At 58.5% G+C, this 13828-nt stretch carries 16 protein-coding genes; 4 read left to right on the top strand and 12 right to left on the bottom strand.

Translation table 11 applies throughout. From position 1 onward, the window contains the following. Nucleotides 1-131: 131 nt before the first annotated feature. Complete coding sequence (locus tag GJ698_RS26770; RefSeq protein ID WP_154360920.1) at nt 132-1199, top strand: PQQ-dependent sugar dehydrogenase; 1068 nt, start codon at nt 132-134, stop codon at nt 1197-1199. A gap of 12 nt (nt 1200-1211) precedes the next feature. Here GJ698_RS26770 and GJ698_RS26765 read toward each other — a convergent pair whose 3' ends face one another. Genes GJ698_RS26765 through GJ698_RS26750 form a run of 4 tightly spaced genes read right to left on the bottom strand, consistent with a single transcriptional unit; the run spans nt 1212 to nt 3826 of the window. Beyond that, a complete protein-coding gene (locus tag GJ698_RS26765; protein WP_154360919.1) occupies nt 1212-1637 on the bottom strand; it encodes a (R)-mandelonitrile lyase in 426 nt (141 codons plus the stop codon). An 11-nt stretch (nt 1638-1648) separates the two neighbouring features. Next, entirely contained in the window at nt 1649-2392 is a 744-nt protein-coding gene (locus GJ698_RS26760; protein ID WP_208023884.1) for a carboxymuconolactone decarboxylase family protein, read from the bottom strand. Next, nucleotides 2370-2825, bottom strand: a complete 456-nt coding sequence (locus GJ698_RS26755) for a (R)-mandelonitrile lyase (RefSeq protein ID WP_154360918.1) — start codon at nt 2823-2825, stop codon at nt 2370-2372. Before GJ698_RS26755 ends, GJ698_RS26760 begins: the two co-directional genes overlap by 23 nt. Nucleotides 2826-2836: 11 nt before the next feature. Next, the gene (locus tag GJ698_RS26750) at nt 2837-3826 is read right to left on the bottom strand and encodes an aldo/keto reductase (protein ID WP_154360917.1); all 990 of its coding nucleotides are present in this window, start codon (nt 3824-3826) and stop codon (nt 2837-2839) included. A gap of 98 nt (nt 3827-3924) precedes the next feature. Here GJ698_RS26750 and GJ698_RS26745 point away from each other — a divergent pair, with 98 nt between their 5' ends. Then, complete coding sequence (locus GJ698_RS26745; protein WP_154360916.1) at nt 3925-4818, top strand: LysR family transcriptional regulator; 894 nt, start codon at nt 3925-3927, stop codon at nt 4816-4818. Here GJ698_RS26745 and GJ698_RS26740 read toward each other — a convergent pair. Then, a complete protein-coding gene (locus tag GJ698_RS26740; protein WP_154360915.1) occupies nt 4815-5666 on the bottom strand; it encodes an aldo/keto reductase in 852 nt (283 codons plus the stop codon). The genes GJ698_RS26745 and GJ698_RS26740 overlap by 4 nt on opposite strands. Before the next feature lie 366 nt (nt 5667-6032). Here GJ698_RS26740 and GJ698_RS26735 point away from each other — a divergent pair, with 366 nt between their 5' ends. Together GJ698_RS26735 and GJ698_RS26730 are read left to right on the top strand one after the other, a co-directional pair. Next, nucleotides 6033-7538, top strand: coding sequence for a DUF3369 domain-containing protein (locus GJ698_RS26735; protein ID WP_154360914.1), 1506 nt, complete (start codon nt 6033-6035; stop codon nt 7536-7538). A 16-nt stretch (nt 7539-7554) separates the two neighbouring features. Beyond that, nucleotides 7555-8463 (top strand): SAM hydrolase/SAM-dependent halogenase family protein, encoded by a 909-nt coding sequence (locus tag GJ698_RS26730; protein ID WP_154360913.1) that lies wholly within the window; start codon nt 7555-7557, stop codon nt 8461-8463. Here GJ698_RS26730 and GJ698_RS26725 read toward each other — a convergent pair. From GJ698_RS26725 to GJ698_RS26700, 7 genes are all read right to left on the bottom strand, one after another. Further along, nucleotides 8444-9085: a hypothetical protein gene (locus tag GJ698_RS26725; RefSeq protein WP_154360912.1), complete on the bottom strand. Its 642-nt coding sequence runs from the start codon at nt 9083-9085 to the stop codon at nt 8444-8446. The genes GJ698_RS26730 and GJ698_RS26725 overlap by 20 nt on opposite strands. Nucleotides 9086-9197: 112 nt before the next feature. After that, nucleotides 9198-9599, bottom strand: coding sequence for a hypothetical protein (locus tag GJ698_RS26720; protein ID WP_154360911.1), 402 nt, complete (start codon nt 9597-9599; stop codon nt 9198-9200). A 538-nt stretch (nt 9600-10137) separates the two neighbouring features. Then, the gene (locus GJ698_RS26715; protein WP_154360910.1) at nt 10138-10971 is read right to left on the bottom strand and encodes a hypothetical protein; all 834 of its coding nucleotides are present in this window, start codon (nt 10969-10971) and stop codon (nt 10138-10140) included. A 521-nt stretch (nt 10972-11492) separates the two neighbouring features. Beyond that, nucleotides 11493-11897 carry a hypothetical protein gene (locus GJ698_RS26710; RefSeq protein ID WP_154360909.1) on the bottom strand — a complete coding sequence of 135 codons (405 nt, stop codon included), beginning with the start codon at nt 11895-11897 and terminating at the stop codon, nt 11493-11495. Between the two features lie 66 nt (nt 11898-11963). After that, on the bottom strand, nt 11964-12263 hold the full coding sequence (locus tag GJ698_RS26705) for an excalibur calcium-binding domain-containing protein (protein ID WP_154360908.1): 300 nt from the start codon (nt 12261-12263) through the stop codon (nt 11964-11966). Between the two features lie 170 nt (nt 12264-12433). Further along, nucleotides 12434-12577 (bottom strand): hypothetical protein, encoded by a 144-nt coding sequence (locus GJ698_RS30560; protein WP_166454951.1) that lies wholly within the window; start codon nt 12575-12577, stop codon nt 12434-12436. A 14-nt stretch (nt 12578-12591) separates the two neighbouring features. After that, nucleotides 12592-12972 carry a VOC family protein gene (locus GJ698_RS26700; RefSeq protein ID WP_154360907.1) on the bottom strand — a complete coding sequence of 127 codons (381 nt, stop codon included), beginning with the start codon at nt 12970-12972 and terminating at the stop codon, nt 12592-12594. Nucleotides 12973-13828 lie beyond the last annotated feature (856 nt).

Genomic DNA, 13828 nt, shown 5'->3' with positions numbered 1-13828 from the left:
CGCAACGAGCGCCAGCTCTTGCGGGCTTTTTTGCGTGCGTCAGTTACCGCAGCGAAACCGCTCTACCGTGCGTCGCGTGTCCTGCGAAGCGGCCGATAATGGCCAAAGCGGATTTCCCGAGGAGAACTATCATGTGGAAAGCAGCAGGATCGGCATGGGCGATTTGTGCTCTGATGGCGGCCGGATGCGGCGGCGGTTCGAACTCCGGCGGCACGGCGCCCACACCGCCCACCGTGCCGACGGCCCCCTCCACCACCCCGACGGTGGTCACCACCGGCCTGCAAGCCCCATGGGCCATCACCTTCAACGGCGCCACGCCGCTGGTCAGCGAACGCGGCTCGGCGCGCATCCTGGCGGTCGGCGCCAATGGCAGCCTGACCAGCATCGCCACCATCGCCGGCGTGAACGGCAGCGGCGAAGGCGGCCTGCTCGGCATTACCGTGCATGACGGCTACCTGTATGCCTACTTCACCGCCGGCGCCGAAAACCGCATCGAACGCTATCCGCTCACCGGCACCGGCGCCAGCACGCGCCTGGGCGCAGCCCAGACGCTACTCACCGGCATCCCCTCGCGCACCAACCACAACGGCGGCCGTCTCGCCTTCGGCCCCGACGGCATGCTGTACGCCACCACCGGCGACGCCGGCACCGCCAGCCGCGCGCAAGACCTGACCTCGCTGGCCGGCAAGATCCTGCGCATGACGCCCGATGGCCGCATCCCCGCCAACAACCCTTTCCCCAACTCCTACATCTACAGCTACGGCCACCGCAACGTGCAAGGCCTGGCCTGGGCCAGCGACGGCACGCTGTACGCCTCCGAGTTCGGCGAAAACACCTGGGACGAACTGAACATCATCAAGGCCGGCGGCAACTACGGCTGGCCGGCGGCGGAAGGCAAGGTGGGCGGCACACTGTACATCGATCCGGTGCAGCAATGGCCGACGTCCGAAGCCAGCCCGAGCGGCATCGCCATCAGCGGCGGCAACCTCTACATCGCCAACCTGCGCGGCGAACGGCTGCGCAAGGTGCCGCTGGCCGCCGTCGGCACCTCCACCGAGTTCTACACCAGGCAGTACGGAAGATTGCGCGATGTCGTCGTCGCGCCCGATGGCCGGTTGTACATCCTCACCAACAACACCGACGGCCGCGGCACGCCGCAAACCGGCGACGACCGCATTCTCAGCGCGCCCCTGCTCTGACCCTGTGCGTAGTCAGTGCTGGTGGCCGTGCCACTCCGCGACCGGGCTGAGGTAATCCTCATCGGCGACCTTGTCCAGCCAAACCACGGCCACACCGTCGAGCGCCTCCTGGACCGCGATGTGCGTCATCGCGGTGGTGGCGGTGGCGCCGTGCCAATGCTTGTGACCCGGTGGGCACCAGATCACGTCGCCGGCGCGGATCTCCACCTTGGCCTCGCCTTCACACTGGGTCCAGCCGCAGCCGGCCGTGACGATCAACGTCTGCCCCAGCGGATGCGTGTGCCAGGCCGAACGCGCGCCCGGCTCAAAGGTCACACTGGCGCACGACACGCGCGCCGGCGCTGGTGGCGTGCTCAACATTTCAATGCGGACGCGGCCGGTAAAGGTGGCTTCCGGGCCGGTGATCGAAGGCATGCTGCCGACACGTTTGAGTTCCATGCTGTTTCCTTTTAAATGTTGTCCAGCGCCGCTTGCGCGCGTTGCGCCGTCGCGGCATCCGCCTGCGTTGCCAGCACCTGGATGAATTGCCTGAGTTGTGGCTTGGTGATGCCGACGTTGATGCTGACGCGCACATGCGATTGCAGCTGCGGCTCAACGCCGTTGAGCGCCGCCAGCACGGCGACGGTCGCCAGTTCGCGGCTCTGCCAATCCAGGTTGTCGCGGTTGAAGATGTCGCCGAACAGGTGCGTCTTGAGGAATTCGTCGATGGCCGGCGCAAACTCGAACACCGGCCCTTTGACCGGCGCGCCGACCAGCTTGGTCTGGTTCGCCGTGCCGGACGCCAGCAAGGCCTCGCCAGTCTTGGCAGGCGCGGGATCGCGGCCCGGTGCATCGGCAACACCGCGATGCTTGCGCTCATCCAGCACCTGCATTAGCGCGGTCAGCGCATTCAGGCTGCGCGGGAAGCCGGCGTAGGCGTACAGCTGAACCAGGATTTCCTTGCACTCGCTGATGCTCAGGCCTGCATCCAGGCCGTGATTGAGCGCGGTTTTCAGTTGCGGGATATCGCCAATGGCGGCAAACGCGGCGATCGGTCCGATCGCCTGCCGGCTGGCGGACAGTATTTGTTCAGCTTGCATGGGAACTTGTTCCTTGATCGGTTGCGCGGCGGCACTGGTAGCGCTCAGGACAAAACCGAGCGCCACGATCAAGCGGCCGATGCGCACAGGTTTAATGAGGTTGGTATTGTTCATCGCTGACTTTCTCCATCCACTCAACGCTCTTGCCGTTCGCCGTACCGGTCACGGCGATGTGCGTCATGGCGGTGGCCGGCGCGGCGCCATGCCAGTGCTTGACGTCGGGTGGACACCACACCACGTCGCCGGGCCGCAGTTGCTGCACCGGCTTGCCCCACTCCTGCGTCAGCCCGGCGCCGGCGGTGACGATCAGGTACTGGCCCTTGGGATGCGTGTGCCAGGCCGAACGCGCGCCTGGTTCAAACGTCACGTAGGCGCTGGAGGCGTTGATGTCGGCGTTGGCCGGCGTCAGCATGTCGACCCGCGCACGGCCGGTGAAATATTCGGCCGGGCCGGCGGCGGAGGCAACCGTGCCGGCCCGGGTAATGGTCTGCTCCGCGCCGGCATGAAGCGCCACGCCGGCAAGCAGGATTGCCGCGATCATCTTCATCGTCACTCCTGCTAGCGATTGACGTGCTGTTGCAGATGGGCCGGATAACGCTCGCCCTGCACCGCGACGCCGGACACGGCGCGCTCGATCTCGGCCAGGTCGGCTTCGCTCAGGCGCAGATCCAGCGCCGCCAGATTCTCCTGCAGGCGGTGCAGCTTGGTGGTGCCGGGAATCGGCGCGATCCACGGCTGCTGCGCCAGCAGCCAGGCCAGCGCGATCTGCGCCGGCGTCGCCTGCTTCTGCGCGGCGATGGCGGTGATCACATCGACCAGCGCGCGGTTGCTCTTGCGCGCATCGGCGGCGAAGCGCGGCACGATGTTGCGGAAGTCGGTGCTGTCGAAGGTGGTGCTCTCATCGATGGCGCCGGTCAGGAAGCCCTTGCCTAGCGGGCTGAACGGCACGAAGCCGATGCCCAGTTCGGCCAGCGTCGGCAGGATTTCCTGCTCCGGCTCGCGCCACCACAGCGAATACTCGCTTTGCAGCGCCGTCACCGGGCACACGGCATGCGCGCGGCGTATCGTCCCGGCGCCGGCTTCCGACAGGCCGAAGTGCTTGACCTTGCCTTCACGGATCAGATCGGCGACGGTGCCGGCCACGTCCTCGATCGGCACGTTCGGATCGACGCGGTGCTGGTAGAACAGGTCGATGGCGTCGACCCGCAGGCGTTTCAGCGACGCCTCCGCCACGGCGCGGATACGTTCCGGGCGACTGTCGACGCCATTGATGGCGCCCTTGTCGTCGAACTGGAAGCCGAACTTGGTGGCAATCACCACCTTGCCACGCATCGGCGCCAGCGCCTCGCCGACCAGCTCTTCGTTGGCGTACGGGCCGTAGGCTTCCGCCGTATCGAAGAAGGTGACGCCCTGCTCGAATGCGGCGCGGATCAGCTTGATGGCGGCTTGCGATTCGGTGGCCGGACCGTAGCCGAAACTCAGTCCCATGCAGCCCAGTCCCAAGGCCGAGACTTCCAGCCTGCTATTGCCCAATGTACGTTTTTCCATGGCGCGACTCCTTTGATCAGATGGCGTCTAATGTACCGGCTGCGCAACCGTGCGAATAGATGCTAAAGTTGGCATGAACTTATAAGCAGGACTCATCAATGCAATTCTCCAACTACAATGAAATCCTGGCGTTCATCGCGGTGGCGAAGGAAGGCAGCTTCACCAAGGCGGCGGCGAAACTGGGCGTGTCGCAATCGGCGCTCAGCCAGACCATTCGTACGCTGGAACAACGGCTGGATTTGCGCCTGCTGGTGCGCACCACGCGCAGCGTTTCGCCGACCGAAGCGGGCGAACACATGCTGCGCACGGTGGCGCCGCGCTTTGACGAGATCGAGGCCGAGCTGGCCGTGCTCAGCGAACGCCGGCTGAAACCGGCCGGCACCATCCGCATCAGCGCCGGCGAGCACGCCGCGCTGACGGTGCTGCAGCCGAAGCTGACCGAGCTGCTGCTGCAATACCCCGACATCCATGTCGAACTGATCGCCGAAAACCGCATGACCGACATCGTGGCCGACCGCTACGACGCCGGCGTGCGCCTGGGCGACCAGGTGGCCAAGGACATGATCGCGGTGCGCATCAGCACCGACCTGCGCTGGCTGGTGGTCGGCGCGCCGTCTTATTTCGAGCGCCATCCAACGCCGCTGACGCCGCAGGAGCTGACGCAGCACAACTGCATCAACATGCGCCTGCCCACGCACGGCGGCATCTACATCTGGGACTTCGCCAAGGATGGCAAGGACGTCAAGGTGCGGGTCGAGGGCCAGCTGGTGTTCAACAATCTCGGCTTGCGCATCAAGTCCGCGCTGGACGGCCTGGGCCTGGCGTTCCTGCCGGAGGACCAGGTCCGGCCCTACATCGAGCAGGGCCGGCTGATGCCGGTGCTGGAGGACTGGTGCCCGGCATCGCCCGGCTACCGGCTGTACTACCCGAGCCGGCGCCATCCGTCCTCCGCGTTCACCCTGCTGGTGGATGCCTTGCGTTACCCTGGTTAAAGATCGAGCCGGCGTTCGCTCATCCATTTGACGATGGCGGGATCGCGGTGCGAGAAGAAGCTGCTGACGCCGGTTTCCAGCGCCGCGATGCGGGCCAGGTCGGCATCGTCCAGACGGAAATCGAAGACATCCAGATTCTCCACCATCCGTTCGCGGCGCGTGGTCTTGGCCAGCGCGACGATGTTGCGCTGTACCAGCCAGCGCAGCACCACCTGCCCCACCGATTTATTGTATCTGGCGGCGATGGCCACCAGCGCCTCGTTGTGGAACAGATTGTTCTTGCCTTCGGCGAACGGCGCCCACGCTTCGGCCTGCACGCCGTTGTCGCGCATGAAGGCGGTGCTGTCGTCCTGCTGATGCCACGGATTGACTTCGATCTGGTTGATCGCCGGCCGCACTTCGTTGAAGGCGATCAAATCCATCAAGCGATCCGGCTGGAAATTGCTGACGCCGATGGCGCGCAGCTTGCCGGCGCGGTAGGCTTCCGCCATCGCGCGCCAGGAGCCGTGCACGTCGCCGTAGGGCTGGTGGATCAGATACAGATCGAGGTAGTCCAGTTGCAGTCGCTGCAGCGACTTGTCGATGGCGACCTTGGTGTTTTCGTAGCCGGTATCCTGCACCCACAGCTTGCTGGTGATGAAGAGTTCGGCGCGATCGATGCCGCTGTTTTTCACGGCGGCGCCGACCGCCTTTTCGTTCATATAAGATGTTGCGGTATCCAGCAGGCGGTAGCCCGACGCGATCGCATCGATCACGCTGCGCTCGCACTCGGCCGGATCGGGAATCTGGAAGACGCCGAAGCCCAGCAGCGGCATCCTTATTCCGTTGTTCAGTGTCACATACTCCATGGTGTTTCCTCGTTGGCTCAGTCAGATGAATCTACTGTAACGAAAACCTGTGGCCTTGATTAGACGGTGCAATCCGCAAATCATTATTAGGTGACCTTATGAATTCTGATGGCGTGTTGTTCCGCGCTACTTTTTACAAAAAACTTTGTTTTTCGATAGCAATATTGCTAAAAACGAAGTATTGTTGTGCGTGCACATAGCGTTACAAATGGCGAGAATGCTGCCATATGTATCCCAGCGCACAGTAGATCAGCCAAGGTGTTGTGCAGAGCAACAGGAATTTTTATTGCCTGTTGTTAATGGCTGTGGGTCAGACTACAATCGGGAAATTCACTCTGTCAGTGTCATTTTGCGGAATTTGTTCATATGTCTTTTTTGTCCTCTGCCTCGCCCAAGTTAGCACCGTGGAAAGTCCTGTTGGTCGACGACGAACCGGATATTCATGACATCACCAAACTGACGCTGAGCCGCTTCCGCCTCGACGGTCGCGCACTGAGCTTCGTGCACGCCTACAGCGGCGCCGAAGCCAAGGAAGTGCTGTCGCGCGAGACCGATGTCGCGCTGGTGTTCCTCGACGTGGTCATGGAAAAGGAAGACAGCGGCCTCGAAGTGGCGCGCTGGATGCGTGAAGACCTGGACAACCAATTCACCCGCATCGTGCTGCGCACCGGCCAGCCCGGCCAGGCGCCGGAAGAACGCGTGATCGTCAACTACGACATCAACGACTACAAGGAAAAGACGGAGCTGGACCGCACCAAGCTGTTCACCACCACCTTTGCCGCGCTGCGCGCCTACCGCGACATCATGAAGGTGGAAGAAGCCCACCGCGCGCAAGTGAATTACCGCGAAGGCCTGGAGCGCGTGATTGCCGCCTCCTCGCATATTTTCCGCCAGCGCAACCTGAAGGATTTCGCCAACGGCCTGCTGCAGCAAGTCGTGGCGCTGCTGCGTCTGGAACACAGCATGCTGCTGCGCCTGCGCGGCGCCACCGCCATCACCGGCGAGAACGATTACGAAATCCTGGCCAAGATCGGCGACGAGGACGGCACGCTGATGTCGCCCGAAGTGCTGGCGCAGATCGACGCCGCCAAGAGCAACAAGATTTCGCGCGTGGAAGGCGACACCTACATCGGCTACTTCCCCAACAACAGCGGCAAGGCGTCGCTGCTGGTGCTCAAGGGCGTGGAAGAGATTTCGGAAATCGACACCAAGCTGCTGGAAGTCTTCTGCTCCGGCGTCGCCATCGCCTTCGACAACATCCTGCTGAACCAGGAAATCACCGACACCCAGGCCGAGCTGATCATGCGTCTCGGCGACGTGGTCGAATCGCGCTCCAACGAAGCGGGCAACCACGTGCGCCGCATGTCGGAAGTGTGCCACCTGCTGGCTCAGGAAGCCGGCCTGCCGGAAGACGAAGTGGCGGTGCTGCGCCACGCCGCGCCGATGCACGACATCGGCAAGATCGCCACGCCGGACGCCGTGCTGCTGAAACCCGGCAAGCTCGACGCCGCCGAATGGGAAATCATGAAGCAGCACCCGGCGGTCGGCTTGTCGATCCTGGACGGCTCGCAGCGCCCGATCCTGAAAGCGGCCGCTGTCATCGCCCACCAGCACCACGAAAAATTCGACGGCAGCGGCTATCCGCAAGGCCTGAAAGGCGAGGACATCCATCTGTACGCGCGCATCGTCGCCGTGGCCGACGTGTTCGACGCGCTGATGCACAAGCGCTGCTACAAGGAAGCATGGCCGATCGAGAAAGTCATCGACCACCTGCGCGAAGTCGCCGGCCACCACCTCGATCCGACGTACGTCGATCTGCTGGTCAAGAACATCGACAAGGCACTGGCCATCAACGAGCGCCTGCCGGACTGACGCCGTTAGCGCCGCCATGAAAAAACTGCTTGCCGTCCTTGCCCTCAGCGCAGCGCTGGCCGCGCCAGCATTCGCCGCTGACAAAAACGCGCTGGTGCTGATGACCGACTTCGGCACCTCCGACGGCGCCATCTCCGCCATGCACGGCGTGGCCTACGGCGTCGATCCGGCGCTGCACGTGTCCGACCTGACCCACGACATTCCCGACTACGACATCTGGCTCGGCGCCTACCGCCTGTACCAGACCGCCAACTACTGGCCGGCGGGCAGCGTGTTCGTGTCGGTGATCGATCCGGGCGTGGGCACCTCGCGCAAATCGGTAGTGCTGAAGACCAAAGGCGGCCGCTACTTCGTCGGCCCGAACAACGGACTGTTCACCCTGATCGCCGAGCGCGATGGCGTGGCCGAACTGCGCGAGATCGATGAAAAGGTGAACCGCCTGGCCGGCTCCGGCGAGTCCTACACCTTCCACGGCCGCGACGTCTACGCCTATGTCGGCGCGCGGCTGGCGTCCGGCGCCATCACCTACGAACAGGTCGGACCGGTACTGCCGAGCGAGTCGGTGGTCCAGATCGCGTACCAGCACGCGGTACGCAGCGGCGACATCATCCGCGGCATCATTCCGGTGCTGGACGTTAAATACGGCAACGTCTGGACCAACATTCCGAAGTCCCTGTTCGAAGAACTGAAGATCGGCCTGCACGACCAGGTACAGGTGCGCATCCTGCACAAGGGCAAAGAAGTCAACAAGGTGGTGGCGCCGTTCGAGCACACCTTCGGCGGCGTCGCCAAAGGCAAGCCGCTGGTCTACCTGAACAGTCTGCTGGATGTGGCGGTGGCGATCAGCCAGGGCAACTACGCCGCCAGGTACAAGATCGACTCGGGCGTGGACTGGGAAGTGGAAATTACGAAGGCGAAGAAATAAGGTGCTGCTCGCGGTCCTGCTTCTTCACCATCTTTTCCACCATGCTGCGCAATGATTTGAGCGCGAGGGAAGCGGCCTCCAGCTGCTTTTCATCCTCCGCACGCTGCGGATCGATGTTGAGGGACGGCACCTGCGCCGCCTCCGCATCGGCCGAGGCCTGCTGCTCGGCGTAAGCGTTGCGGCCTTCGGTGTAGGCGTCGGTGGTTTCGGCGGCGGGCACATCGGCTTCCGCGCCCGCGCTCGTGTCAGCCTCCGCCGGCGAAGGGGACGATGACGACGCAGCGGCCACGTCAGAGGCGCTGCTATCGGACGGCGTCTGCAGCGTGTTGGCCGCCTGCTTCAACTGACTGGCCAGCTGCTTCAGCTGCTGCAGCACCGCCTTGGCATCCTTGCCCGTGCCAAACAACATCAACATCCTGCGCAACGCCTCGATCTGCTCCTTGATCTCCTTCACGCGTTGCCGCGCCAGCGCCTTCTGATCCAGGTCCGCATGCCGCGATAGCCCGTTAACAGCCGCAGCGTTCTTCTTCGCACGATCCAGCTGCTTCTGCAGCAGATCCTGGAAGGCATCGCTCTTGACATCAAATCTTGAGGAAAAACTGAAGCTGGATATGGCAAACATGGCAGGTCTCACGAAAGGCTGGTCAAGTTACAAAGGCGACAAGAACAGCCATTTCGTTAAACCGTATTCACTGCGATAGCCATCGACCAACAGCTTCCGCCTCAATTCGGACTCAAGATTTCCGACGCTTTAATCGCTTGCCTGGAATACCGATAAATTGGTCGGTTGATTTCTTACCGGTCGCGCTTTCGACCGTAACACGAAAGTGAGGGCCGTACACAGCATCGGTACCGAAGCGAGCGACCAGGGTTTTAATATACTCCATTTCAATGCCATGCTTCTCGCACATCAACGGAACAGCATCACGGAAAAGCAAAATGGCTCGGCTCAATGATTCGGATGGTTTAGCTCCAGACGCTGTGCCATTTAGAAAATCTACTGTTATATGCCCTTCTTCGGAGGCTTCCGCCTCAAAGAAGACATTCATGTGGTATATGCCAATAAGGAAACCCATGCCACTGGCCATTGAATCTGCGAGATTATGTCCGATCGATTTGAGCTTACCAAATTTCATAGCGTTGCATTAATTTCAAGTGAAATGCGATATGACCGCTTTTGGCGACTACTCCCTTTATACCTACGCATGTAGGATAGCTAGAGGCATCAATGAGGCGACGAAAGTAATTTCCCGGAAGCCTCGATGATGGTCGTATAGAACAACAATAACCCACAGTATCGCGACTATCATCCACAAGCATATACGTTTTTTTACACTCGGTTCAGACCTTCGTTTTATTATCACATACAAGACAAGCGAGTTCACAGTCAAGAAAATTAATTGAAAGGGAATTAGTATAAAAAACCAATAAAACGGATCCCCGGGACCACCGGGCAAACCTTGTTCACCGGGCAGAACCCAGATTTCTGCTGCGAGTCTTAGGAAGGCTAACATCCCAACGAAATTGAGTGTCACCCAAATAAGTGAACGGCGAGTTAAAAAATTCATAAAATGGATGATGTTTTAATTTCGCAATGACAGCTTTTTGTCGAACGCGACTTAACATGGTGAGAACAGCATATTACCTGCGTGCAAATTTCGGATTTTATCACGATCAGGCAGAAGTCGACCCGAAGCGGTATATGTCTTCTTGTTCAGAATTCGAGCGAACATATATTACGGTAGTTTGTTCTTCTAATTCCGCAAGGTCTTGTGCTTGGAACGACATAGGGGCCAGAAATGCCGCCTGTATTACGGAATTTCCCTTGGGAGATACTTTAGATGGCATGTCCGAAAGCACTGCATCCATATCAATGTGGCCACTGGCTTTACGTCGGATACTGCGCGCTTTAGCAGGGGTAATTTGGGAAAACATGAGGGAGGCACCCACGGCTATAGCCGAAATATGCAATCGGTCAAAGGCTTCCATGTTGTTATTTTTTACGACAACATCTGAAGTTCCAAGCAATACAAATCCTTTTTCCTGCCAGTGGGCGACTAAAGCTGGAAGGTCTTGTGTTATTCCCTCTTGCAATCGCACAGTGTTATACGCTATAGGTCCTATCTGTGTGGACGGTAGGCGCGATAACCGTGGCATCACCAGTTTTAAAATTCCGGTTTTTGGTTCAAACTGAGCCAGGTTGCGTGCAGCGGCAGATTTTGGGGCTAAATAGACTGGTTCAGGAAGCGATGGCCATGGTTTGTAGATGACAAGCGAGGCTCCGACAGTCGCGGCAAATTTGGCAAACTCACTCCGCTCCGCAGCTATTTCCCCAACGTTATCGCTTTTCAAGTCAAGTTTAATGAAACCCAACTTTTCCCATTTTTGCAGCGAACCTAATACATCATCTGTTATTTCAAACCATATTTCCGCGAGCTTCTCTACCTTCGGTTTTAAAAAATAACCTGAATATCCTGCAGAAATATAATTTTCAGTAAATTCATTCATTTTCACTTTAGGGATGAGGCATTTGTAGAAAGACTAAAAAACCACGCAGATTTGACCAAACGCTATTACATGTCTATTCCTGACCAAAATCAGGCAGCGGAATCTCACCCAGTTAACCACCCACATCATTGGACGGAACTTGGGAGATGTAGGAGCGCACTTCCGATGCTATGCTAAATGGTACCCGGGATGAAAAACCTACGATTTCATCTAGCGCCTCCATCAGGTGCGTATGGTGCAACTCATTCGCGAGTTCAAGATAATACTTTCCATTTTGAGATGAGAACCAGCCTCGTTTATTTGGCACAGTGAAATATGGCGATAGGGGTCTCCCCCTATAATCCCAAAAGAGCCAGCCTGCGGCCTCGACATCCAGTCCTTCGCAATAAGACGTAGCTTCCTCAGCCGAAGCAAAGGTATATAGAACTCGTTCGTCTGTTGCAACTGCAAATATCATAAGTTAGCCGAAAGTTGAAATATGTACGAACCCACCGTCTCTTCTTGGCCAAATTGGGACAGTGCTATAAACTCGGCTTCGATATCGTTTTAACAGTCCACGCACCTAGGATAATTGCTAACCAGCATAGCACGCCTTTCATCGCCGCCAGATTTGACGAGAGAGCGCCATTTACCGCCGTGCTCGTTTGGTAATTGAGACTCAAAGATAACGCTAAAGGTATCCAGCCAACTATTGCAGAAGCCAAAACCGTGCGAACTGGAAACAGTCGATTAATTGGCCAGGCCGGGGCCGCAAAGAGGACGGCAAGCGTAATCATGCCGCCAAGCCGTTCGGCATCGGGATTGATCGCCCGCCTGTCATAAAATTCGCGAGGCAAAAATCCGTCGCAATACACCCATAGGATAGCAATGGAAACTCCGATCAGTAGAAGCAAACAACCTTTGCCAACCTTGATTGCTATCTGCATTTACTCTCCAAGTTCAATCTTAAAGACTCCGTCAGCTTCTGGCCGAAGGCCGCCTGTGCAACAAAGCTATTTGCACCATTGTCTCTCGCAAGGAACACCATCGTTATCGCCGTCCATTTTCACATTAGGACAGTGCTGCAAAAAATACGTCGCCTCTTCGCAGGACTTCATCTGGCTGCAATAAGTACGGCCATCGCACACAAACGATGCGCTGTGATCGATTTGAATAGTGGATAGCGAATCTGCTGCACCCGCCTCTCGGGTGGCCACCTGCACCTCAGCTGCTGCCTTTGCATGTGGGCTCGATCTCTCATAGCCCTTCCATGCCAGCACGGCAATAACAAGCAGAAGGATGATTTTCTTCATCAGGAAAACGCTCCGCCAGTGAACATCCCGCGAGGCGTCACGCCCCTCAGCCAAGGTGCCTAGCGTAGCACCTTGCCCAATGGGAATGTTCACACTTTGTCACGTAATCTACTGACGTTTGACCTTCGGGAAGCGCAGCTTGTAGTGCAGGCCCATGCCCGGTGCACTGATTACTTTGACGGTGCCGCCGCCCGCTGCGTGTTGGTGGTCATGATTTTCAGCGACTGCTCGATGATGTCGAAGAACTGGTGCAGGCCGTCTTCATCAAGCGCACCGTTGACCAGGTCTTCGCGCGTCAGCTTCAGTTGTTCCATCAGGTGGCTGGTCTTTAGACCTCGCGGAACTGCGCAATGTTACCTTCCGGATCAACGCCATCACAGACCTTGTGCTCCTGGAATATCCACTCTCGCTCAACAGGGTTAAGTTCGCCTCCGAACTGCAAAGCGACTGCACGGGCAAAAGCGATGCTTGATATGTAGAACACCAGTTTTATGGGAGTATTTTCACGACGAATCGGCGGCGTTGAGATTTCAATCTCCGCAGCGATTTTCTGCGGAATTGCCACCAGAACGAGTTGAAACAATGCTGACTCCAGCACCATGTGATCGCTTTCGGAATGTGTGACGCGCAATCCCGCAACCTCCGAATAGAACATGCTCATTTTAGCCAAGTCCTTCGCGTAAAGAACTGCTCCAGCTTTAGCAACCATATGCGCTCCCGGTGACTGTTTGATCGTTTCGCCTGTCACCGCGCCACCAGCAACTCAGCAGCCTCATATTTAATGCATCTCCGCCAGGCAAAGCCCCTTGGGCGTCCAATTGTGAACCAGTGTAGTCGGTGGAAGAGATGGCTCATGAAGGATAAGCGCGAAACCTTTTCGTGGCTCGGGCCCCAATGCCATAAGGAGCATCGGCGGACCACCACGTACTACCATGCTGTTTCCCGCTCCACGCCCTACTTGCACACCGTCTGGCGTCTCAAGACACGAGTCCCCGCTGACGGCGTAAAAAGCTTCGGGCCCCGAATGAACATGGAGTGGCGCCGTCATGCCAGGGCTGAATGTAGACTTGAGAAACTCGGCATCGTACGAAGCAGTTTTTTCTATTGAAATCGGTCCGACATGCGCTACATGCTCTCCGTTGAGCGGGCGCGACGGCGTAGACCCTACGGTAAACAACCAGATGCCTCCAAACGCTTTGACAATCGAAGCGTCCCGGACTGCGTCGCGTTGTGCGGCCTCGACACTGGCATACTTATCCAAGCTCCAATACACGGAATCGACATTAAGCCTTCCCAGACTCTGGTGGAAGATAAGGCAAGCCGGACCAACTTGCTCGTCTTTGACGTTCCCATCCTCACAATGCCGGGACGTCGCCTGGGCCAAAACGGGAGCACTGAGGAGCAGCGATATCGATGTGGCGCAAAGGCAGATGATTTGTTTGAGCGCTGATGACATCGAGAACTCCTTATGAAAACCGACTTTGCGCTCGTTCCCGAGGCTTGGACGAGCCCATAACTTCCCTTATAAGACGGTTTCGTCTAACTTAGCCAAGGTACTTGGCGTA

The sequence above is a fragment of the Duganella aquatilis genome (assembly GCF_009674565.1).
In the GTDB taxonomy this organism is placed as follows: Bacteria; Pseudomonadota; Gammaproteobacteria; order Burkholderiales; family Burkholderiaceae_D; genus Rugamonas; species Rugamonas aquatilis.
The sequence above is the reverse complement of the archived record's forward strand: the minus strand, read 5'-3'. Positions and strand labels throughout refer to the sequence as shown.